Source organism: Saccharothrix sp. NPDC042600, assembly GCF_040647305.1.
Classification (GTDB): Bacteria; Actinomycetota; Actinomycetes; order Mycobacteriales; family Pseudonocardiaceae; genus Actinosynnema; species Actinosynnema mutabilis.
This window is the reverse complement of sequence record NZ_JBEZBW010000030.1, coordinates 54,884-75,606: the sequence shown is the minus strand read 5'-3', so window position 1 is coordinate 75,606 and position 20,723 is coordinate 54,884. Positions and strand designations below refer to the sequence as shown.

Annotated in this window: 18 protein-coding genes; 9 read left to right on the top strand and 9 right to left on the bottom strand. The window is 72.1% G+C overall.

Going from position 1 to position 20,723, the window contains the following annotated elements; all coding sequences use genetic code 11:
* Window positions 1–211 precede the first annotated feature (211 nt).
* Together AB0A74_RS20105 and AB0A74_RS20100 are read left to right on the top strand one after the other, a co-directional pair.
* Window positions 212–2,680 (top strand): transglycosylase domain-containing protein, encoded by a 2,469-nt coding sequence (locus AB0A74_RS20105; RefSeq protein WP_358251401.1) that lies wholly within the window; start codon window positions 212–214, stop codon window positions 2,678–2,680.
* A gap of 90 nt (window positions 2,681–2,770) precedes the next feature.
* Window positions 2,771–4,318: a glycosyltransferase 87 family protein gene (locus tag AB0A74_RS20100; protein WP_358251399.1), complete on the top strand. Its 1,548-nt coding sequence runs from the start codon at window positions 2,771–2,773 to the stop codon at window positions 4,316–4,318.
* Between the two features lie 33 nt (window positions 4,319–4,351).
* On the opposite strand, the gene AB0A74_RS20095 is transcribed toward AB0A74_RS20100, so the two are convergent.
* On the bottom strand, window positions 4,352–5,608 hold the full coding sequence (locus AB0A74_RS20095; RefSeq protein WP_358251398.1) for a serine hydrolase domain-containing protein: 1,257 nt from the start codon (window positions 5,606–5,608) through the stop codon (window positions 4,352–4,354).
* Between the two features lie 69 nt (window positions 5,609–5,677).
* Window positions 5,678–6,358 (bottom strand): TetR/AcrR family transcriptional regulator C-terminal domain-containing protein, encoded by a 681-nt coding sequence (locus AB0A74_RS20090; protein WP_358251405.1) that lies wholly within the window; start codon window positions 6,356–6,358, stop codon window positions 5,678–5,680.
* 66 nt (window positions 6,359–6,424) lie between these two features.
* On the opposite strand from AB0A74_RS20090, the gene AB0A74_RS20085 reads away from it, so the two are divergent.
* Entirely contained in the window at window positions 6,425–7,534 is a 1,110-nt protein-coding gene (locus AB0A74_RS20085) for an NAD(P)/FAD-dependent oxidoreductase (RefSeq protein WP_358251397.1), read from the top strand.
* A gap of 2 nt (window positions 7,535–7,536) precedes the next feature.
* Here the strand turns inward: AB0A74_RS20085 and dnaB are convergent, their stop codons facing one another.
* The 6 genes from dnaB to AB0A74_RS20055 all read right to left on the bottom strand — a co-directional run bounded on the left by dnaB (window position 7,537) and on the right by AB0A74_RS20055 (window position 12,504).
* Window positions 7,537–8,874, bottom strand: coding sequence for a replicative DNA helicase (gene dnaB, locus AB0A74_RS20080; protein ID WP_358251403.1), 1,338 nt, complete (start codon window positions 8,872–8,874; stop codon window positions 7,537–7,539).
* Window positions 8,875–9,314: 440 nt separating this feature from the next.
* Window positions 9,315–9,770: a 50S ribosomal protein L9 gene (gene rplI / locus AB0A74_RS20075; protein WP_121224024.1), complete on the bottom strand. Its 456-nt coding sequence runs from the start codon at window positions 9,768–9,770 to the stop codon at window positions 9,315–9,317.
* A gap of 16 nt (window positions 9,771–9,786) precedes the next feature.
* Entirely contained in the window at window positions 9,787–10,026 is a 240-nt protein-coding gene (gene rpsR / locus AB0A74_RS20070; RefSeq protein ID WP_033428226.1) for a 30S ribosomal protein S18, read from the bottom strand.
* Window positions 10,027–10,072: 46 nt separating this feature from the next.
* Window positions 10,073–10,567, bottom strand: coding sequence for a single-stranded DNA-binding protein (locus tag AB0A74_RS20065; protein ID WP_343933852.1), 495 nt, complete (start codon window positions 10,565–10,567; stop codon window positions 10,073–10,075).
* A gap of 15 nt (window positions 10,568–10,582) precedes the next feature.
* Complete coding sequence (gene rpsF, locus AB0A74_RS20060; RefSeq protein ID WP_343933851.1) at window positions 10,583–10,894, bottom strand: 30S ribosomal protein S6; 312 nt, start codon at window positions 10,892–10,894, stop codon at window positions 10,583–10,585.
* A 620-nt stretch (window positions 10,895–11,514) separates the two neighbouring features.
* Window positions 11,515–12,504, bottom strand: a complete 990-nt coding sequence (locus tag AB0A74_RS20055; protein ID WP_358251394.1) for a hypothetical protein — start codon at window positions 12,502–12,504, stop codon at window positions 11,515–11,517.
* 150 nt (window positions 12,505–12,654) lie between these two features.
* Between AB0A74_RS20055 and AB0A74_RS20050 the strand changes: the two genes are divergently transcribed.
* The 6 genes from AB0A74_RS20050 (at window position 12,655) to AB0A74_RS20025 (ending at window position 17,594) form a co-directional block, all read left to right on the top strand.
* On the top strand, window positions 12,655–13,425 hold the full coding sequence (locus AB0A74_RS20050) for a deoxyribonuclease IV (protein WP_309109948.1): 771 nt from the start codon (window positions 12,655–12,657) through the stop codon (window positions 13,423–13,425).
* Window positions 13,422–14,807 (top strand): hypothetical protein, encoded by a 1,386-nt coding sequence (locus AB0A74_RS20045; RefSeq protein ID WP_358251393.1) that lies wholly within the window; start codon window positions 13,422–13,424, stop codon window positions 14,805–14,807. Before AB0A74_RS20050 ends, AB0A74_RS20045 begins: the two co-directional genes overlap by 4 nt.
* The gene (locus tag AB0A74_RS20040; protein ID WP_358251391.1) at window positions 14,804–15,442 is read left to right on the top strand and encodes a methyltransferase domain-containing protein; all 639 of its coding nucleotides are present in this window, start codon (window positions 14,804–14,806) and stop codon (window positions 15,440–15,442) included. The genes AB0A74_RS20045 and AB0A74_RS20040 overlap by 4 nt, the downstream gene beginning before the upstream one ends.
* Window positions 15,439–15,825 (top strand): DUF3052 domain-containing protein, encoded by a 387-nt coding sequence (locus AB0A74_RS20035; protein WP_358251389.1) that lies wholly within the window; start codon window positions 15,439–15,441, stop codon window positions 15,823–15,825. The genes AB0A74_RS20040 and AB0A74_RS20035 overlap by 4 nt, the downstream gene beginning before the upstream one ends.
* Window positions 15,826–15,900: 75 nt before the next feature.
* Entirely contained in the window at window positions 15,901–16,845 is a 945-nt protein-coding gene (locus AB0A74_RS20030) for an ATP-binding cassette domain-containing protein (RefSeq protein ID WP_358251388.1), read from the top strand.
* Window positions 16,842–17,594, top strand: a complete 753-nt coding sequence (locus AB0A74_RS20025) for an ABC transporter permease (protein WP_358251387.1) — start codon at window positions 16,842–16,844, stop codon at window positions 17,592–17,594. Before AB0A74_RS20030 ends, AB0A74_RS20025 begins: the two co-directional genes overlap by 4 nt.
* On the opposite strand, the gene AB0A74_RS20020 is transcribed toward AB0A74_RS20025, so the two are convergent.
* Window positions 17,578–20,718 carry a BTAD domain-containing putative transcriptional regulator gene (locus AB0A74_RS20020; protein ID WP_358251385.1) on the bottom strand — a complete coding sequence of 1,047 codons (3,141 nt, stop codon included), beginning with the start codon at window positions 20,716–20,718 and terminating at the stop codon, window positions 17,578–17,580. The genes AB0A74_RS20025 and AB0A74_RS20020 overlap by 17 nt on opposite strands.
* Window positions 20,719–20,723 lie beyond the last annotated feature (5 nt).

The window sequence follows — 20,723 nt, the reverse complement described above, 5'->3', positions numbered from 1 at the left end:
AAGTCGAACAAGGCGCTCATCGTGGCTTCACGTTACCGGGTACCCCCGACAGGGCGGCTCCCCGGGCGGTGTCCCGCGCGGCGGTCCCGGCACCCCGCCGGGCGGCATCCCCGGCGGTGGCGGCACGCCCCCCGGCGGTGTCCCGCAGGGTGGCCGACGGCACGCCCCGGAACCCGGCCGCGGCGGCCCCCGACCGGTGGGCGGCCCCGGCGTGCCCTCCGCGGCGAACGCCGACCCGAACGCCACCCGGCACGTGCCCAGGGGGCCCGGCCGGCCGAACACGCCTCCCGGCGGCATGCGCCGTCCCGGCGGCCCCGGCCCGGGTGTCCCCGGCGCCGGCGTGCCCGGACCCGGCGGCCCCCGCCGGCCCGGCGAGGAGCCGACCGACCTGCTCCCGCCCGTGCACCAGACCGTCGCCCGCGAGCCCGAGCTCCTCACCCACCGCGAGGACGAGATCGAGCTCGAACCGTTCTACGACGACGAGTACGACGAGGAGCTGACGCCGGAGGAGGAGAAAGCCTTGCGCCGGAAGAAGATCTGGCGCCGGGTGCGGCGCGTCTCGTACGTCGGCCTCTTCCTCATGATCCTGGGCCCCATCGTCGCGTTCGCGATCGCCTACCAGCTGGTGGAGGTCCCGAACCCGCAGGAGACCGCCTCGAAGCAGGACAAGGCGATCACCATCCTGTACGCCGACAACTCGGTCATGACGAAGATCGCCCCGTCCGGCGCGAACCGGACGATGATCACCTACGACCAGATCCCCGAGGTCGTCAAGCAGGCCGTGTTCGCCGCCGAGGACCCGACGTTCATGACGAACCCGGGCTTCGACTTCCGCGCCATCGCCCGCGCCGGCTGGTACCAGGTCACCGGCCGCAAGAGCGGTGGTTCCGGCCTGACCCAGCAGTACGTCAAGCAGGCGACCGAGCAGGACGACGAGACGCTCTCGCGCAAGTTCACCGAGGTTGTCAAGGCGTACAAGATGTCGGAGCAGCAGGACAAGAAGGAGATCCTGACCTCCTACCTCAACACCATCTACTTCGGCCGGTCGGCGTACGGGATCAAGGAAGCGGCCAAGGTCTACTTCAACCGCGACGACCTGGGCTCGTTGACCATGTCCGAGGCCGCCCTGCTCGCCGGCATGATCCAGAACCCGGGCAAGTCCGAGAACCAGGCCTACAGCCAGGAGCGCTGGACCTACGTCGCCGACAACCTCGTGAAGTTCGGGTTCATCGACCAGGGCGCCCGCGCCGGGCTCGCCTACGTGCCGCCGGTCCCGCTCGCCGAAGTCAACAACAACGGCCTGGACGGCACCCGCCTGTTCATCCGCATGCAGGTCGAGGCGGAGATGGAGCGCAACGGGTGGGGCCTGGAGCGGGCCCAGAAGCTGGGCGTGACCGTCCACACCACCATCGACCCGGCCATGCAGACCGCCGCCGAGCAGGCGGTCGACGAGGTGATGGAGGGCCAGCCGGAGGTGCTGCGGACCTCGATGTCCGCGATCGAACCGGGGACGGGCGCGGTCCGCGCCTACTGGGGCGGCAACGGCCAGGGCATCGACTACCAGACGGGCACGCTGCAGGAGCCCGGCTCGTCGTTCAAGCCGTTCGACTTCGTCGCCGCGCTGCAGAAGGGCGAGGGCGCGGGCAAGCTCTACGACGGCAGCTCGCCGCGCACGTTCCCCGGCCGTGGCCCGGACAACCCGGTGCGCAACTCGCCCGGCGTGCGGTGCGACGTGCCGACGCAGTGCAGCGTGCGCGAGGCGATGATCAAGTCGATCAACACCGTGTTCTTCGACATGGCGCTCAAGATCGGCACCGGCAAGGTCGCGCAGGCGGCGCACCAGGCGGGCATCCCGCCGAAGGTCGAGGTCGGCGGCAAGACCTACACGCTGCTGGAGGACGAGAACGGCAACGCGCCGGACGCCAACATCTCCATCGGCGGTGGCACGACGCAGGTCCGCCCGTTCGACATGACCTCGACGTACGCGACCTTCGCGGCCCGGGGCGTCTACCACGAGCCGTTCTTCGTCACGAAGATCACCAACTCCAAGGACGAGGCCGTCTACACGCACACCGACGTGACGCGGCCCGCGTTCGACCCGGACCCGCAGAAGAGCCAGGACATCGCGGACAACGTCACCGACGTCCTCAAGCACATCCCGGGCAAGTCGAACATCCCCTGCGCCAACGGCCGCGAGTGCGCCGGCAAGACCGGCACCCACGAGCTCCCGAACAGCCAGGAGAACTCGAAGGCCTGGATGGTCGGCTACACCCCGTCCCTCGCGGCCGGCGTGTGGATGGGCACCGACTCCGGCACGGTCGCGTTGAAGAACAAGAAGAACGAGATGATCTACGGCTCCGGCCTGCCGGGTCAGATCTGGAAGAAGTTCATGGACAAGGCGCTGGCGAACGCCCCGAAGGAGACGTTCCCCAAGCCGAAGCCGATCGGTGAGCTGGAAGCGCCGAAGATCACGACGACGACGACCACGCCCAAGGACGACGACAAGGACGACGACAAGACGACCACGGGCCGGCCGACGACCACGCGCGACGAGCCGACGACCACCACGACCAGGCAGACCAAGCCGTCGTGCGGCGGCTTGTTCCCGGCGTGCCCGACCACCACGACGCAGCCGAACGAACCCGATCCGATCGGCGGCGGCAGTCCACCGACGAGATAGCCCCGTGAGGCCCGGCGTCCGCGCCGGGCCTCACGCTTTTCGGTGGCTTCTTCACGCCCAACCACAGCCGCTGGCCGTAGCATCCGGCACGTGGCAAGCCCTTCGCAGCACACGGACGCCGACGACACGGACTCGCTCAGCCCCGAGGAGCGGGTGTACCCGACGTGGACCGAGCCGCTGGCGCGGGCTGCGGCGCGGCCGTTCGGCGGGCCCGTCGGGCGGCACGCGTCGGTCGGGCGGCAGTGGTTCTGGACGCCGTTGCGGGTCGTGCTGCTCCTGGCCGTGGTGACGTTGGCGTTCGCCTACCTGCAGAAGTCGCCGTGCGTGCAGCAGTACGTCGACTCCAACGGGGTCGTGCAGCTCGACTGGCGGGGCAGCAAGCAGTTCACCGCCATGTGCTACTCCGACACCGTGCCGCTCTACACGGCGGAGCGCTTGGACAAGCCGGACACGTTCCCCTACAAGACGTCGTGGATCGACGACGAGGGCAAGCCCACCGCGCACGTCCGGTACATGGAGTACCCGGTGGTGACGGGCCTGTTCCAGTGGCTCAACGCGCGCATGGCGCAGGGCTGGACGCGCATCGCGGAGAGCGGCTGGCTGCCGAACCCGATGACGGTGATCGTGTACTTCGACATCACCGCCCTGTGGCTCGCCTTCGCGTGGCTCGTGACGACCTACGCGGTGGCCCGCCTGGCCCGGCGGCGGATCTGGGACGCGGCCATCGTCGCCGTGTCGCCCCTGGTCGTGGTGCACGCGTTCACCAACTTCGACACCCTCGCCACGGCCTTCGCCACGGCGGGCATGCTGGCGTGGGCGCGCAAGAAACCCGTGGTCGCCGGCATCCTGCTCGGCCTGGGGGGCGCGGCGAAGCTGTACCCGCTGTTCCTGCTCGGACCGTTGCTGCTGCTGTGCTGGCGGGCGGACAAGATGCGGGCCGGCCTGACCACGCTGGCGACCACCCTGTTCACGTGGGCGGCGGTGAACGCGCCGATCGCGTTGCTGTACCCGGCGGGCTGGCGCGAGTTCTTCCGGCTCAACACCGAGCGCGGCGTGGACCCGGACTCCCTCTACAACGTGGTCGCCCAGTGGACCGACTGGAAGGGCTTCGACCCCGGGTTGGTGCAGGGCCAGGCCCCCGAGGTGCTCAACACCGTCAGCGCGGTGCTGTTCCTGCTCTGCTGCGCGGCGGTCGGCTTCGTCGCCCTGTCCGCCCCGACCCGGCCCCGCCTGCCGCAGCTCGGCTTCCTGGTGGTGGCGGCGTTCCTGCTGACCAACAAGGTGTGGAGCCCGCAGTACTCGCTGTGGCTGGTGCCGCTGGCGGTGCTGGCGCTGCCGCGGTGGCGGCTGCTGCTGGCGTGGATGGCCGTGGACGCCCTCGTGTGGGTGCCGCGCATGTTCTTCTACCTGGGAGTGGAGAACAAGGGCCTGCCGATCGACTGGTTCCTGGGCGCCGTGGTGGTGCGGGACATCGCCGTGATCGTGCTGTGCGCGTTCGTGGTGCGTGAGATCTACCGGCCGTCGCGGGACCTGGTGCGCCAGGCCGGGGACGACGACCCGTGCGGCGGTTTCCTCGACGGCGCGCCGGACCGGCGGGTGCTCCGGATCGGCCGCCGGACGCCGGCCCACGCGGCCTGACCGGGCGAGCACGGTGGTGCTCGCCCGGCCGTCTCACCTGCCGCAGAAGACGGTCTCGACCAGCCCGGCCAGCGCCTTCGGGAACGCCGCCGCCGGGTCGATCGGGGCGTCGCCGGTGGTCACGCCCGCCGTCATGGTCGTGCGGCCGTCCGGCGAGCTGTACATGAGCGAGCCGTAGCCGCCGGGTGCGCCGCCGTTGTGGTGGTAGACCGTGCCGCCGCAGGGCAGTTCCTGCACGAACAGGCCCAGGCCGTAGCCGAGGTAGCCGTGCGGCGTGCGCATCTCCGCCGGCAACGGGGCCGGGACGAGCCGGCCCGCCATCAGCGCGGAGAAGAACGTCTGCAGGTCGCGGGTGGTCGAGTACATGTCGCCGGCGCCGGACAGCAGGGACAGGTTCTGGCGGGAGACGTCGGCGACCTTCCACTCGCCGCCGTCCTGGTAGCGGTAGTAGCCGTGGGCGTGCGGTCCGGGCAGCGTGGACCGGTGGCCCGGCACGCCGGTGCCCCTCATGCCGAGCGGGCGCAGGATGCGGCGCTCCACCTCGTCGGCGAACGAGCGGCCGGTGACCCGTTCGATGAGCAGTTGGGCCAGCGTGTAGTTGGTGTTGGAGTAGTTCTGGCCCGTCCCCGGCTCGAACCGGGCCGGCCTGGCCAGCGCGAACCGCACCAGCTCCGCGGGCTCGTAGCGGTGGAACCGGTTGTCCACCCACGCCTTGCCCGTCGCCGGGATGCCCGGCACGACCGTGCCGTCGTCGTAGACCTCGCCGGTGTAGGCGAACAGGCCGCTGGTGTGCTGGAGCAGCATGCGCGGGGTGATCCGGCGGTCCAGGGCCAGTTCGGGCAGGTGGTCGGCCACCGGGGCGTCCAGGCCGACCCGGCCCTCGGCCACCAGTTGCAGCACGACGGTCGCGGTGACGGTCTTGGTGGAGCTGCCCACCCAGAACCGCCCGTCGGTCGGCGGCGGCGCGGGCGAGCCGAGCTTGCGCACGCCGGCGCTACCCGTCCACTCACCCCGCTCGTCCCGCACCCGCAACTGCAGGCCGCCGAACCCGGCATCGATCACCGCTTGGGCGGCTCGTTGCAGCTCCGGGCGGTCGGCGGTCTCCGCGGTGGCGGCGGTGGGGGTGGCGGCGGTGTCGGGTGCGGCGGCGGTGGCGGGTGCCGCGGGCGCGGCGGTGGCGGGTGTCGTAGCGCCGGCCAGCAGCGCGGCGGCCAGGGCCGCGGTCCCCACGTGCCGGAACACCCTGGTGCTGGTCCGCGGCGTCCGGGCCGCGATCGGTGAAGTCGTCATGGCGATCACGTTCGCCGACCCGCCTGACACGGACCGGCCACCGCGCTGACACCCCGTCCCGGCCGGGCGTCAGCCCCCGATGCGCACCGCGATGCCGTCGAGCAGGAGGTCCAGGCCGGCCCGGAAGGTCTCGTCGGCGTCGAGGTGGGGGCCGTCGTGCACGACCCTGGCCAGCGCGGGGAACCGGCCGGTGGCCAGGGTCCGCCGCAGGTAGGGGCCGTAGGAGGCCTGCCACTGCCGCTGGTCCATCCCGGAGGCCCGCTCGGCGCGCCGCTCGGTGATCTCCCGGCGGACCGCGCCGATCACGTACGCGTTGACCGCGGCGACCGCGGGCACGACGGTGTCCAGGTCGATGTCGCCCATCGCGGCCAGCACGGCCTCGCCGGCGGCCAGGGAGTCCGGGCCGAGCTGCGGCCGGCCGCCGATCAGGTCGGCGAGCCACTCGTGCCGGTGGGCGGCCCGGCGGGTGGCCTCGGCCAGGGAACGCAGCACCTCGCGCCACCCGTCCCCGGTCGGTCGGATCTCGGCGTGGACCGCGTCGACCATCAGGTCGAGCAGCTCCTCCTTGGTGGCGATGTAGCCGTAGAGGCGCATCGGGCCGACGCCCAGTTCGGCGGCGACCTTGCGCAGCGACACCGCGTCGAGGCCGTCCGCGTCGGCGAGCTGGACGGCCGCCCGGACCAGGCGTTCCCGGCTCAGCGGGGCCGGCGCCGGCCGTTCCGGCGGCTCCGGCCGCTCCCACACCACCACGGCCCAGACGATACAGCGCCCCATCGCGATACAGTGTATCGAGCGATACAGTGAATCGAGGTGCGCATGACCATCGCCATCGTCGGCGCGGGCCTGGGCGGTCTGACCCTCGCCCGGGTGCTGCACGTGAACGGGATCGACGCCGTCGTGTACGAACGCGAGTCGTCGCGCGAGGCCCGCGGGCAGGGCGGCATGCTCGACATCCACTCCGGCCAGTGGGCCCTGCGGGAGGCCGGCCTGGTGGACGGGTTCCTCGCCATCGCCCGCGGCGAAGGCCAGGACATGCGGCTCCTGGAGTCCGACGGCACGCTGCTCCTCCAGGAGGACACGCCCGAGGACGCCCCGCTCCTCCGCCCCGAGGTGGACCGGGCCGACCTGCGCGCGCTCCTGCTCGACTCCCTGCCCGAAGGCGCCGTGCGCTGGGGCCACGCGTACGAGTCCGCGGACGACGGCGTGCTGCGCTTCGCCGGCGGCGGCAGCGCGCCGTACGACCTGCTGGTCGGCGCGGACGGCGCGAACTCCCGGGTTCGGGAGCTGCTCACCGACGCCCGGCCCGCGCACGTCGGTCAGAACGTCGTGGAACTCGGCATCCCCGACATCGACCGCACGCACCCCGACCTCGCGGCGATGGTCGGCCGCGGCACGTACTGGGTGCTCGGCGACGGCATGTCGCTGGCGGCGCAGCGCAACGGCGACGGCCGCGTGCGCGTCGGCCTGAGCTTCTACGACACCGGCGAGGACTGGTTCGCCACCAGCGGCATCCCGTTCGACGACCCGGCCGCCACCCGCGCGCACCTCGTCGGACTGCTGGCGGACTGGGACCCGCGGTTCGGCGCGCTCGTCGCGGCGTGCGACGACACGATCCGGCGGTGGCCGATCAGCACCCTCCCGGTCGGCCTGACCTGGCCGCCGGCACCAGACGTCACGCTCGTCGGCGACGCCGCCCACCTGATGCCGCCGGTCGGCGAAGGCGCCAACATGGCCCTGCTCGACGGCGCCCGCCTGGGCCTGGCCCTGGCCGCGCACCCGGACGACGTCCCCACCGCCGTCCGCGAGTACGAGCGGGAGATGTTCGACCGCACCAGCGCCGCCGCCCGGCTGTCCGCGGACCTGCAGGAACTGCTGATGTCACCGGACGCCGCGCGGCGGCTGCTCGCGTTCTTCCAACCCGGCTGAGGTCAGCCCTGGGCGAGGTCGGCGAAGCGGCTGTAGTGCAGCTGGTGGGCGACCGTGATGGTGGCCGTGGGGCCGGCGCGGTGCTTGGCGATGATCAGGTCCGCCTCGCCCGCGCGCGGGTCGTCGCGCTCCCACGCGTCGGGCCGGTTGATCAGGATGACCATGTCGGCGTCCTGCTCCAGCGAGCCGGACTCGCGCAGGTCGGACAGCTGGGGCCGCTTGTCGGTGCGCTGCTCGGGACCGCGGTTGAGCTGGGAGATCGCGATCACCGGGACCTCCAGCTCCTTCGCGATCAGCTTCAGGTTCCGGGAGAACTCCGAGACCTCCTGCTGACGCGACTCGCTGCGCTTGCCCGACGACATCAGCTGGAGGTAGTCGACCACCACGAGCCGCAGGTCGTGCCGCTGCTTGAGCCGCCGCGCCTTGGCCCGGATCTCCATCATGGTGAGGTTCGGCGAGTCGTCGATGAACAACGGCGCCTCGCTGATCTCGCTCATCCGCCGAGCGAGCCGCGTCCAGTCGTCGTCACTCATCCGCCCACCGCGCATGTCGCCGAGCCGGATGCGGGCCTCGGCGGAGAGCATGCGCATGACGATCTCGGTCTTGCTCATTTCCAGCGAGAAGAACGCGCTGGTCAGACCGTGTTTGACCGACGCGGAACGGGCGAAGTCCAGTCCCAGGGTCGATTTCCCGACGCCGGGCCTCGCCGCGACGATGATCATCTGGCCGGGGTGCAGGCCGTTGGTCAGCTCGTCCAGGTCGGCGAAGCCGGTGGGGATGCCCAGGGACGAGCCGCCGCGCGAGGCGATCGCGTCGATCTCGTCCATGGTCGGCTGGAGCAGTTCCTCCAGAGCCACGTAGTCCTCGGTGGTGCGGCGCTCGGTGACCTCGTAGATGGCGGCCTGGGCGCGGTCCACGACCTCGTCCACGTCCGCGCCCTCGGCGCCGTTGTAGCCGAGCTGGACGATGCGGGTGCCCGCCTCGACCAGGCGGCGCAGGACGGCCTTCTCGGCGACGATCTCCGCGTAGTACGACGCGTTGGCGGCCGTCGGCACGGTCGCGATCAGGGTGTGCAGGTACGGGGCGCCGCCGACGCGCAGCAGCTCGCCGCGCCGCTCCAGCTCGGCCGACACCGTGATCGGGTCGGCGGGTTCACCGCGCCCGTACAGGTCGAGGACGCAGTCGTAGATCGCCTGGTGCGCGGGCCGGTAGAAGTCGTTGGGCGCGAGGACCTCGACGACGTCGGCGATGGCGTCCTTGCTCAGCAGCATGCCGCCCAGCACGGACTGCTCCGCGGCGAGGTCCTGGGGCGGCTGCCGCTCGAAGCCGGGTTCGGCCATCCCCCGGTCGTCCACCAGCGCCACCGCGCACTCACCCCAATCCGCTCGTGCCCTGTTTTCTACCCCGCCGGTACGACAAAGTCCGCGAGGCACGCTCAGCGACTTCGCGGACGCTAGTGACCCCCGGATGGCGCAGGCAAACAGCCCTGGGGACAGACCGGTGGACAGGTTGGGGATGGTTCCGGCCGGTTGGCCACAACGCCGTGGAAAGCTGTGGACAACCTGGGTACAACTCCGGCCATGACAGAAGTTTTCGCAGGTGGGAGCCTGTGGACAGAGATGTGGAAAAGTCCTTCGTCACACCCTCGGCGTGTCGCGTGTAACCGCTTCTACGGCGTGTCGCGCACGGGCTGTCACACGGGGTTGTCCACAGCCGGACGTGCGAAGGCGCCGCCCTTCCGGAGTACCGGCTGAGCGGCGCCTTCTGCGAGCACGAAGGCTCAGTTGGCGGCTGCGACCTCGACGGCCAGCGACACCGTGACCTCGGGGTGCAGGCGCACGGCGACCGTGTGCTTGCCCAGGGTCTTGATGTGGCCGGCGATCTCGACGGCGCGCTTGTCCAGCGTCGGGCCGCCCGCGGAGCGGACCGCGGACACGACGTCGGACGAGGTGACCGAGCCGAACAGCTTCTTGGAGCCGACGGCGGCCTTGGCCTTGAGCGTCACGGAACCGAGGCCTTCGAGCGCGGCCTTGATCTCCTTGGCGTGGTCCAGGTCGCGGACGCGGCGGGTCTCCTGCGCACGGCGGATGACCTCGACCTGCTTGGCCGCGCCCTTGGTGGCGACGATCGCCAGGCCGCGGGGCAGCAGGTAGTTGCGGCCGTAGCCGTCCTTGACCTCGACGATGTCGCCGGGGCCACCGAGGCCGCTGACGTCAGCGGTGAGGATGAGCTTCACGGTGTGTCCCCCTTTCTCAGCGAGCGGTCGAGGTGTAGGGCAGCAGCGCCATCTCGCGGGCGTTCTTGACGGCCACGGCGACGTCGCGCTGGTGCTGGGAGCAGTTGCCGGTGACCCGGCGGGCACGGATCTTGCCGCGGTCGGAGATGTACTTCCGCAGCAGGGTCGTGTCCTTGTAGTCGATCAGGTTGGCGTTGCGGTCCTTGCAGAACGCGCAGACCTTCTTCTTCGGCTTGCGCACAGGCGGCTTGGCCATGTGGGGTACTCCTGGATGAAGCGGTGAAGTGAGGGGGGTGCGAGGTCTAGAAGGGGGGCTCGTCGGAGAAGCCGCCGCCGGAGCCCGCCGGGGGCGCGGAGCCCCACGGGTCGTCCGCCGGGGCGCCACCGCCACGGGACTGACCGCCGCCGCCGAAGCCGCCGCCGCCGTCCCCACGGCTCACCTTGTTGACCTTCGCGGTCGCGTACCGCAGCGAGGGGCCGATCTCGTCGACCTCCAGCTCGATGACGGTGCGCTTCTCGCCTTCCTTCGTCTCGAAGGAACGCTGGCGCAGGCGCCCGGTCACGAGCACGCGCGAACCGCGGGTGAGCGACTCGGCCACGTTCTCCGCGACCTGCCGCCACACGTTGCACCGCAGGAACAGCGCCTCGCCGTCCTTCCACTCGCCGGACTGGCGGTCGAAGGTCCGGGGCGTGGAGGCGACCGTGAAGCTCGCCACCGCGGCACCGGACTGGGTGAAGCGGAGTTCCGGATCGGCGGTCAGGTTCCCGACCACCGTGATCGTCGTCTCGCCTGCCATGTCGGAAGGGCTCCCTTACGCCTTGGCCGCGACAGCCTTGGGGGGCTCGCGGCGCAGGACCTTGGTCCGGAGCACCGTCTCCTGCAGACCGAGCTGGCGGTCCAGCTCCTTCACCGCGTCGGGGGTCGAGGTCAGGTCGAGCACCGCGTAGATGCCCTCGCTGTTCTTGTTGATCTCGAAGCTCAACCGGCGCTTGCCCCACACGTCGACCTTCTCGACGTTGCCACCGCTGGTGCGGATGACGTTGAGGAACTGGTCGAGCGACGGCGCGATGGTGCGCTCGTCGAGACTGGGGTCCAGGATGACCATCACTTCGTAATGACGCATGAAGACCACTCACCTCCTGTGGACTCGGCGGCCACGGACGTTCCGTGGCAGGAGGGTCGTCGCGTCAGCAACCCGGGAAGGCTAGCAGGAGGTTCGCGGGCGGCGGCCGGCGGGGCTCTCGGGTCGCGGTCCGGGTGCTCCCGGGTGACCCGGGGGTCGGGGTCGGCGGGGCGCTGGAGGGCTGGCGCGAGGGCACCCTCGGCGGGGACGGCTCGAAGTGGCTGGGTGGCGAAATGACTGGGCGGGGCTGGGCTGGGCGGGGCTGGGCTGGGCGGGGCTGGGCTGGGCGGGGCTGGGCTGGGCGGGGCTGGGCTGGGCGGGGCTGGGCTGGGCGGGGCTGGCGGAGAGGGGAGGGCTGGGCGGGAGTGGGCTTTGCCCGCTTCGGGCGTTCCGCCCGAAGCGACACGGCCTTCACGGGGCCTGGTAGCCGACCGGTCAACTACCTAACCCCCACCCCGACGAGTCAGTAGCCGACCGGTCAACTATCTGACCCGACCCCGATGAGTTGGTAGCCGACCGGTCAACTATCGCGGCCGTCGCTGGCCGCCAGTGCCGCCCGAAGTGGCACTGGCGTGCGGCTGTTGCTGGTCGCCGTGTGGAGCGTTGCGGTCGGCGTGGGCTCAGGCGACCGCGCGGCGCAGGACCCACGTGCGGACCAGAGCACCGGTCACACAAGAGAGCGCCAGGACTGCCAGCAACACGGGGGCCGCCACGCCGCCGCCGAGGTTGCCGCCGCCCGGCAGCGCCTGGGCGCGACCCGCTGTCTGGACGCCGTCGTTCGACGGGGTCGGCAGGCCGTACCCCGGCCGGTACCCGGGCACGTTCCCGCCGTACCGGATCCCCGGCGACGGGGAGAACTGGCCCGGCATCGCGAACGGCAGCGAGCCGTAGCTGAACAGCGGCACGCGGCCGAAGTTGCCGCTGAACGGGTTGCTCCCGTACAGCGGCAGGTCCAGGCCCCCCACGCCGCCGATCGGCGTGAAGCCACCCTGCCCGCCGCCGGGCTGTCCGGTCCCGGGCTGGCCCGTCCCCGGCTGCCCACCGGGCTGTCCGGTCCCCGGCTGGCCCGTGCCCGGCTGACCGGGCTGCGTACCGGGCAGCACCTGGCCGGCGATCTGCTGGGACGTGTCCGCGAGCACCTTCGACCCGTCCTGGACCGGTGCCGCCGCCGCGTTCACGCCCGTCACCGTCACGCCGCAGAGCTTGGTCAGGGTGTCCTGCACCCGGCCGGTCAGCGTGGTGATGACGGGGCCGAGCAGCGGGATCTTGTTCAGCTCCGCGTTGACCTGGTTGGCGATGTGCCCGCCGGTGATGACGCCCGACCCGGTGGGGATCGCGCCGATCGGGATCGGCGGCAGGGCGTTGAACGCCGTCTTGAACGGCTCGGCCAGGGGCGGTCCGAGCAGCGGGATCGCCCGGATGAGGTCCGTGACGGGCTGCACGACGGCGCCGGGGCTCAGCGACACGGGTGTGCCGGGAGCGCCCTGGACGCTGGTCGCGCAACTGCCGACCACCACGGGCTCGGCCGCCTGCGCGGTGCCCGAGCCGGTCGCCGCGACCGCGAACACCACGGCCACCGCGCCCAACAGCCGGGTGAGTCGGGTCCGCATGGCTGTCCTCCTGCCGTGCCCCACGCCGTTACCTACTTACAAGTAACGAGCGTACGTCCTCCGGGTGACGCGAGTCATGTGCTCTTTTCGCAAAACCCGTATCGGCGTCGGCTCCTGACTCGTTGCAGCACCCGGCTACTCTGCTCAACCATGCGCATCGGGGCCCACGTCCGCGACGACGACCCGCTGGGCGCCGCGGCTGCTCGCGGGGCCGAAGTCGTCCAGTTCTTCCTCGCCGACCCCCAGGGGTGGAAGGCGCCCAAGCCGCACCCCCAGACCGAGGGTCTGCTGGCCTCCGACCTCGACGTCTTCATCCACGCGCCCTACCTGGCCAACGTGGCGTCGCTGAACAACCGCATCCGCATCCCGTCCCGCAAGATGGTCCTCCAGCACGCCGAGGGCGCGGCCAAGGTCGGCGCGAAGGGCCTGATCGTGCACGGCGGCCACGTCGGCAAGGGCGACGACCCGGCCGAGGGCATCGCGAACTGGCGGAAGATGTTCGAGCGGCAGGCCGCGGAGGGCGGGTTCGCCGTCCCGATCCTGATCGAGAACACCGCGGGCGGCGAGAACGCCATGGCCCGCACCTTCGACATGCTCGCCCGCCTGTGGGACGCGGTCGGCGAGTTCGACGCCGGGTTCTGCCTGGACACCTGCCACGCGTTCGCCTCCGGCGAGGACCTGGTGGGCATCGTCGACCGGGTGAAGGCCATCACCGGCCGCATCGACCTGGTCCACCTCAACAGCTCGCGCGACGAGTTCGGCTCCAGCCGCGACCGGCACGCGAACATCGCCACCGGCACGATCGACCCGGAGCAACTGGTCGCGGTGGTCGCCGCGGCCGGTTCGCCGGCGTTGGTGGAGACACCGGACGAAGGGCAGGCGGAGGACATCGCGTTCCTCCGCGAGCACCTGGGCCGATGAGCGTGACGCGGGAGGTGTCGGCCGTGCCCGAGCGGGCGCGCGGGGAGCGGTCGCACCGGCTCGGCCGGGCCGCGCTGGCCGCGCTGGTCCTCCTGTGCGGGGTGACGCTGCTGCTCGGGTTCGCCAACAAGGACCGCTGCACCGGGCCGGAGTTCGACCAGTGGGGTCGCAGCGCGCCGGACTACGAGGAGCGCAACAAGGCCGAGGTCTGCTACTCCGACATCCAGCACCTGTGGATCGGTCGGGACGTGGACCGGCACGTCTTCCCGTACGTGCACGGCAGCATCAACAGCAAGGGCGTCCTGATCGGCGGCACCGTCGAGTACCCGGTGCTGACCGGCCTGCTGATCTGGGCGGGTGCGATCTTCGCCCACACCGACGCGGCGTTCCTGCTGTTCAGCGCGTTGCTGATGGCCCCGTTCGGGCTCGCGACGGCGTGGTTGCTGGGCAAGCTGAGCGGGTGGCGGGCGCTGTTGTGGGCGATCGGGCCGCCGATGGTCCTCTACGCCTTCCACAACTGGGACCTGCCGGTCGTGTTCTGCGCGGTCGCGGCGGTCTACGTGGTGCACCGGGGGTGGGGGCGCACGCCCAAACCGCTGGTGGACCGGGCCGTGGTGGCGTCGGTCCTGCTCGGCCTGGGCTTCGCGTTCAAGATCTACCCGGCGGCGTTCGTGCTGCCGCTGTGCCTCTACGTCCTGACCGGCGGGCGTGAGGGCCTCAAGAAGGGCGAGCGGTACGACTTCGCGGGCGCGGTGAAGGTCGCGTTCGCCTCGATCGTCACGGTCGTGCTGGTCAACCTGCCGTTCGCGATCGCGGGTTTCGAGGGCTGGCAGGCGTCGTTCACGTTCCAGCAACTGCGCCGCGTGGACATCACGACCAACTCGATCTGGTTCTGGTCGATGCGGCCGTTCATGCCCGACGAGTCCATGCAGGGCGTCGTGAGCGTGCTGTCGCCGGTGGGCATCCTGGCGTCGTTCGCGCTGGCGTGCTGGCTGGGCTGGCGGCGGTTCCAGCGCGAGGGCGTGTACCCGTGGGTGCCGGTGTCGGCGGCCATGCTGTGCGGGTTCCTGCTGCTGCACAAGGTCCACTCGCCGCAGTACACGCTGTGGCTGGTGCCCATGTTCGTGCTGCTGCGCGTGCCGCTGGGCTGGGCGTTCGCCTACTTCGCGGCGGACATCGCGATGGGCATCGGGATCTTCCGCTGGTACTACGCGATCGAGTTCGCGCAGCCGTCGGGCATCTACGACGGGTTCTCGGCGCAGGCCGTGGTGATCGGCGTGTGGGGCCGGGCGGCGCTGCTGGTGGCCTTGTTCTTCGTGTTCCTCAAAGCCCGGGTGACCTTCCGCGACCACACGCGTCCCCTGCCTAAAGTGACCGCGTGACCTTCCTCGAAACCACCCGTGCCGCCTACGACACGGTCGCCGAGTCGTACCACGAGACCCTCAAGGACGTGCTGGCCGAGAACCGGCCGGGCAGCATCCTGGACCGGGCCGTGCTGGGCGCGTTCGCCGAGCTGGTCACCGGCCGGGTCGCGGACGTCGGCTGCGGTCCGGGGCGGATCACCGGCCACCTGGCGGCGCTGGGCCTGGACGTGTTCGGCGTGGACCTGTCCCCGGAGATGGTCGCGATCGCCCGCCGCGCCCTCCCGGACGTGCGCTTCGAGGTCGGGTCCATGACGGCGCTGGACCTGCCGGACGGGTTTCTGGGCGGTCTCGTGGCGTGGTACTCGGTGATCCACGTGCCGCCGGCCGAGCACCCGGCCGTGTTCGCCGAGTTCCACCGGGTCCTGGCGCCGGGCGGGCACCTGCTGCTCGGCTTCCAGGTGGGCGACGAGGCGAAGCACATCACCGAGGCGTACGGCCACCGGGGGCTCGACGCGATGGCCTACCGGCTCGACGTGGCCAAGGTGGTGGCGGACCTGACCAGGGCGGGCTTCACGCCGCACACGACCCTGGTCCGCGAAGCCCTGGAGGAGTACGAGAAGACTCCGCAGGCCTACGTGCTGGTGCGGCGGTGACGGGCTACTCCGGCAAACCGCTCCACGTGAAGCTGGGTGTGCGGCCCGGCTCCCGGGTCCTGCTGGCGGGCGCACCGAAGGGCTTCGGCCTGGACTGCCCGTTCCACCGGCGGGCCGGCCGCGACCCGTACGACGTGCAGCTCGTCTTCTGCGCGGACCGCGCGGCCCTGACCCGCCTGTGGGACACGTCGGTGGCCCGCATGACGACGGCCGGGGCGCTGTGGGTCGCGTGGCCGAAGAAGGCGTCGGGCGTGCCGACCGACCTGGACGAGAACGGCGTCCGGGACCATGCCCTGGCGCGCGGCCTGGTGGACGTGAAGGTGTGCGCGGTGGACGAGACGTGGTCCGCGCTCAAGCTCGTGCGCCGCCTGACCGACCGCTAGCTGCGCTCCTCGCCCGTCTGGCCCGTGTCAGGCGCAGAACAGGGGCGTGTCAGCCCCGCCGCCGACAGTGTGCCCATGACGGAATCCGCGATCGTGGCCCACGGGCTGCGCAAGACGTACGGGGACAAGACCGTGCTCGCCGGCATCGACCTCGATGTCCGGGCGGGCTCGGTGTTCTCCCTGCTGGGCCCGAACGGGGCCGGCAAGACGACCACGGTCAACGTGCTGACCACGTTGGCGAAGGCCGACGGCGGGACGGTCCGGGTCGCCGGGCACGACATCGCCACCGAGACCCGGGCCGTCCGGTCGGCCATCGGCGTGACCGGGCAGTTCGCCTCGGTGGACGACCTGCTCACCGGCGAGGAGAACCTGCGGCTCATGGCCGACCTGCACCACCTGGGCGGTCGCGAGGGCAAGCAGGTCGTCGCCGGCCTGCTGGAGCGGTTCGACCTGGTGGAGGCCGCGAAGAAGCAGGCCGCGACCTACTCCGGCGGCATGCGCCGCAAGCTCGACCTCGCGATGACCCTGGTCGGTAGGCCGCGGATCATCTTCCTGGACGAGCCCACCACCGGCCTGGACCCGCGCAGCCGCCGCACGATGTGGGACATCGTCCGCGAGCTGGTGGCCGACGGCATGACGATCTTCCTCACCACCCAGTACCTGGAGGAGGCCGACCAGCTCGCCGACCGGATCGCCGTGCTCGACCAAGGCCGCCTGGTCGCCGAGGGCACCGCCGCCGAGCTCAAGCGCCAGGTCCCCGGCAGCCACGTCCGGCTGCGGTTCGCCGACGTCGTCGCGCTGGGCGCGGCGGCCCGGGTCGTCGCGGGGTCCACGCCGGACGACGAGGCGCTGACCCTGCGCGTCCCCGGCGACGGCGGCGTGAAGTCGTTGCGGGCGCTGCTGAACCGCCTCGACGAGCACTCGATCGAGGTCGAGGAGTTCTCCGTGCACACGCCGGACCTCGACGACGTCTTCCTCGCCCTCACCGGACACGCCAGCACGGAGGTCACCGCATCATGAGCACCGCTTTCACCGACTCGGCGATCATGCTTCGCCGCAACTTCAAGCACTCGGTCCGCAACCCCGTCACGGTGTTCAACGCGATCCTGCTGCCGATCGTGCTGATGCTGATGTTCGTCTACGTGTTCGGCGACTCGTTCAACGTCGATGGCGAGTACATCGACTACGCGACACCGGGCATGCTCCTGATGGCCGTCAGCTACGGCTTGAGCGCCACCGCGTTGGGCGTGAACGCCGACATGACCAAGGGGATCATCAACCGGTTCCGCGCCATGGACGTCTCCCGGGGCGCGGTGCTGACCGGGCACGTCGTGTCCACCGTGGTGCGCACGGTGGTGGCGCTGGCGGCGGTCATCGGGGTCGCCTTCCTCATGGGGTTCGGCCCGTCCGCGACCTTCGGGCACTGGCTCGCCGCGATCGGCGTCCTGGTGCTGACGGCCTTCGCGCTCGCCTGGCTGACCGTGGCGATGGGCCTGGCCGCGAAGACGCCGGAGTCGGCGGGGTTCGTGACCGTGCCGCTGATCATGCTGCCGTTCTTCAGCAGCGCGATCGTGCCCGCCGGGCAGATGGGTCCGGGCGTCCGCGAGTTCGCGGAGCACCAGCCGTTCACGCCGATCATCGAGAGCCTGCGCGGGTTCTTCACCGGGGTCCCGTCGGCCGGCGACACCTACGCCGCGATCGCCTGGTGCGTCGGCATCTCCCTGGTCGGGTACGTGTGGGCGCGGTCGACGTTCACCAGGCGAGCGTGAGCTCGGCGAGTTCCCGCCAGTCCGCCCGCTCCCCCTCCCCGGTCGCCTCGGTGAACCGCGCGACACCGCGGCGACCACGCGCTTCCCGCTCGATCCGGGTGAAGTCCGGCTGGGACCGGTCCGGCAGGCCGATCACGCCGGCGCTCGCCCCCAGCAACCGCGCGGCCCCTTCGGGCCGGTCGCGCCGCAGCGCCAGGTCCGCGATCCCGATCAGCACGTGGGCGACGGCCAGCGGGAGCCCCGACTCGGCCGCCGCGCGGAACGCCGCGACGCGGTGCTCGCGCGACTCGGCGAGGTCTTCGGCGAGGTAGCCGAGGGCGTCGTGGGTCGCGGCGCGGACGCCCGCCTGCTCGGCCTGCTCGCCCATCAGGGTGGTGGCCCGGTCGAGCTGCCGGCGGGCCTGGTCGACGTCGCCGCGCCAGCGGGCCAGCGAGGCCTTGGCCAGGGCGAGGTCGGTCAACGCCTCCGGCCAGGCGACCCGTTCCGCGAGCCGCTCCGCCTCGGTCAGCGTGGCGGTGCTCGCCCGTTCGTCGCCGGCCAGCCAGTGCAGCTCCACCTGCCGCGACCGGATCCGCAGGACGTCCTCGGCGGACCCGAAGTCGCTGATCACCGCGACCGCGTCGTCCAGGAGCGCGCACGCGCCGGCGAACTCGCCGCGCATCGCGATCCGGTTCGCCAGCTCGGTCAGCGCGAACGAGGTCCCCCACCGCTCGCCGATCGCGCGGAACTCGGCGAGTGCCGCCTCCAGGCAGGCGTCCGCGTCGCGCCCGCCGTGGCCGTGCATGATCCGCATCTTGCCCAGCTGCAGCCGGGCCAGCGCGCGGACGAAGGGCTCCGGGTCGTCCAGCAGCGGTTCGTAGGCGGCCTGGTAGGCGCTCGGGTCCTCCAGGATGCGTTCGAGGGCGACGATCAGCCGCACCACCGGGTGCAGGCCCGGGACGCGCCGGCTGATGTCGGCCGCCTTGTGGATCCACTCGCGGGCCTGGTACTCGTCGCTGCCCCGCCCGGCGGTCAGGAACGTCGTGACGAACGTGTAGACCACGGCGCGGACCTCGTCGGTCACCTCGCCGGGCGTGCGGGCCGCCGCCATGATCAGCTCGCCGCCCTCGACCTTGTGCCCGCCCAGCCACCAGAACCAGCCGGCCGCCGCCGCGAGCCGCATCGCGCCCTGCGCCTCGCCCGCCGCGAGGGCGCCGCGCATCGCCGCGACGATGTTGTCGTGCTCGACCTCCAGCGCGGCCAGCCACTCCAGCTGCCCGGCGCGCAGGAGGTGCGGCTGGGCGGCCTCGACCAGGTCGGTGAAGTGGGCCAGGTGCGCGTGCCGCGCGTGCTCGGACTCGCCCGCCTCGGCCAGCCGCTGGGCCGCGTACTCCTTGATCGTGCTCAGCGTGCGGTAGCGCGGGGCCGCGTCCCCCTCGGTGACCACCAGGGACTTCTCGGTCAGCGCGGTCAGCAGTTCGAGCACCTGCCACGACTCGACGCCGTCGGCCGCGCAGACCCGTTCGGCCGCCTCCAGGCTCGCGCCGCCGGAGAACACCGCGAGCCGGCGCAGCACGACCCGTTCGGCGGGGTTGAGCAGCTCCCAGCTCCAGTCGATCACCGCGCGCAGCGTCCGGTGCCGGGGCAGCGCGGTGCGGCTGCCGCCGGTGAGCAGGCGGAACCGGTCGTCCAGCCGGTGGGCCAACTGCTCCAGCGACATCGTGCGCAGTCGGGCGGCGGCCAGTTCGATGGCCAGCGGCATCCCGTCCAGCGCCTGGCAGACCCTGGCCATGGTGGCCAGCGCCGCGGCGTCGACCACGAGGTCGCTGCGCACGGCGGCGGCCCGGTCCCGCAGCAGCCGGACCGCCGGGGACGCCTCGACCGCGCGCGGGTCGGCGTCCGCCGCGGGCAGCGCCAGCGGCTCGACCGGCCACAGCGCCTCGCCGGTGATGCCGAGGGGCTCCCGGCTGGTCGCGAGGACGCGCAGCCGCCGGCACTCGCCGAGCAGCCGGTGGGCGAACTTCGCCGCCTCGTCGATCACGTGCTCGCAGTTGTCCAGGACCAGCAGCGCTTCCCGGTCGCGCAGCGCGGCGACGACCCGTTCGGCGGGTTCGGCGTCCGCCGCGCCGCCCAGCAGCGATTCGCGCAGCCCGAGCACGGCGAACGTCGCCTGCGCCACGTCGCCGCCCACGCCGACCGGGGCGAGCTCGACCAGCCACACGCCGTCGGGCAGGTCGTCCAGCAGGGTGCGCGCGGTCTCGGTGGCCAGGCGGGTCTTGCCCGAGCCGCCCGGCCCGATCAGGGTGGTCAGCCGGTGCCCGGTGACCAGGTCGCGGACCGCGGCGACGTCGTGCTCCTTGCCGACGAACGTGGTCAGCTCGGCGCGCAGGTTGCTCTTCCGGGTCTCCTCCCTGCGCCCCAGCTCGCCGCGCAGCAGGGCGACGTGCAGCGCGGCCAGCTCCGGCGACGGGTCCACGCCCAGCGCGTCGGCGAGGGCCTCCCGCGCCCGCTGGTAGACCATCAGCGCCTCGGTGCTGCGCCCGGCCTCGCCGAGGGCGCGCACCAGCGCGGCGACGAGCCGTTCCCGCACCGGGTGGGCCGCGACCAGCTCGGTCAGCTCCGCGACCAGCTCCGGGCCGCGCCCGAGGCCAAGCTCCACCTCGAACAGGTCCTCCAGCGCGGTCAGCCGCAGCCCGTCGAGCCGGGTGACCGACGCGTCGAACGCCTCGCTGTCCTGGAGGCCGACGTCCTGCATGGCCGTCCCCCGCCACAGGCCGAGGGCCTCGCGCAACAGCCGCGCCCGCACGGCCTCGTCGCCACCGCGCGCCCGGCCGACCAGGCGTTCGAACCGCACGGCGTCCACGGCGTCGGGTTCGACCGCCAGCCGGTAGCCACCCGCCTGACCGTCCACCACCCCGCCGGGCAGCACCCGGCGCAACCGGGAGGCCAGGCGCTGCAGGGCGTTCGCCGCGTCGGCGGGCGGGTGCTCGCCCCACACCCAGTCGATGAGCGTCGCCTTGGGGACGACCCGACCCGGTTCCAGCGCGAGGGCGGTCACCAGCGCGCGCAACCGGGCGCCCGGCACGTTCGCCGGCACGCCGTCGTCCGCGCGGACCTCGAACGGTCCCAGCACCCCGATCTGCACCCGGT

Excerpts from the sequence above, each read along its gene's own strand:
- AB0A74_RS20095 (WP_358251398.1), bottom strand. The coding sequence starts at position 5,608 with ATGACGACTTCACCGATCGCGGCCCGGACGCCGCGGACCAGCACCAGG.
- AB0A74_RS20085 (WP_358251397.1), top strand. The coding sequence starts at position 6,425 with ATGACCATCGCCATCGTCGGCGCGGGCCTGGGCGGTCTGACCCTCGCC.
- dnaB (WP_358251403.1), bottom strand. The coding sequence starts at position 8,874 with ATGGCCGAACCCGGCTTCGAGCGGCAGCCGCCCCAGGACCTCGCCGCG.
- rpsR (WP_033428226.1), bottom strand. The coding sequence starts at position 10,026 with ATGGCCAAGCCGCCTGTGCGCAAGCCGAAGAAGAAGGTCTGCGCGTTC.
- AB0A74_RS20065 (WP_343933852.1), bottom strand. The coding sequence starts at position 10,567 with ATGGCAGGCGAGACGACGATCACGGTGGTCGGGAACCTGACCGCCGAT.
- rpsF (WP_343933851.1), bottom strand. The coding sequence starts at position 10,894 with ATGCGTCATTACGAAGTGATGGTCATCCTGGACCCCAGTCTCGACGAG.
- AB0A74_RS20055 (WP_358251394.1), bottom strand. The coding sequence starts at position 12,504 with ATGCGGACCCGACTCACCCGGCTGTTGGGCGCGGTGGCCGTGGTGTTC.
- AB0A74_RS20050 (WP_309109948.1), top strand. The coding sequence starts at position 12,655 with ATGCGCATCGGGGCCCACGTCCGCGACGACGACCCGCTGGGCGCCGCG.
- AB0A74_RS20045 (WP_358251393.1), top strand. The coding sequence starts at position 13,422 with ATGAGCGTGACGCGGGAGGTGTCGGCCGTGCCCGAGCGGGCGCGCGGG.
- AB0A74_RS20030 (WP_358251388.1), top strand. The coding sequence starts at position 15,901 with ATGACGGAATCCGCGATCGTGGCCCACGGGCTGCGCAAGACGTACGGG.
- AB0A74_RS20025 (WP_358251387.1), top strand. The coding sequence starts at position 16,842 with ATGAGCACCGCTTTCACCGACTCGGCGATCATGCTTCGCCGCAACTTC.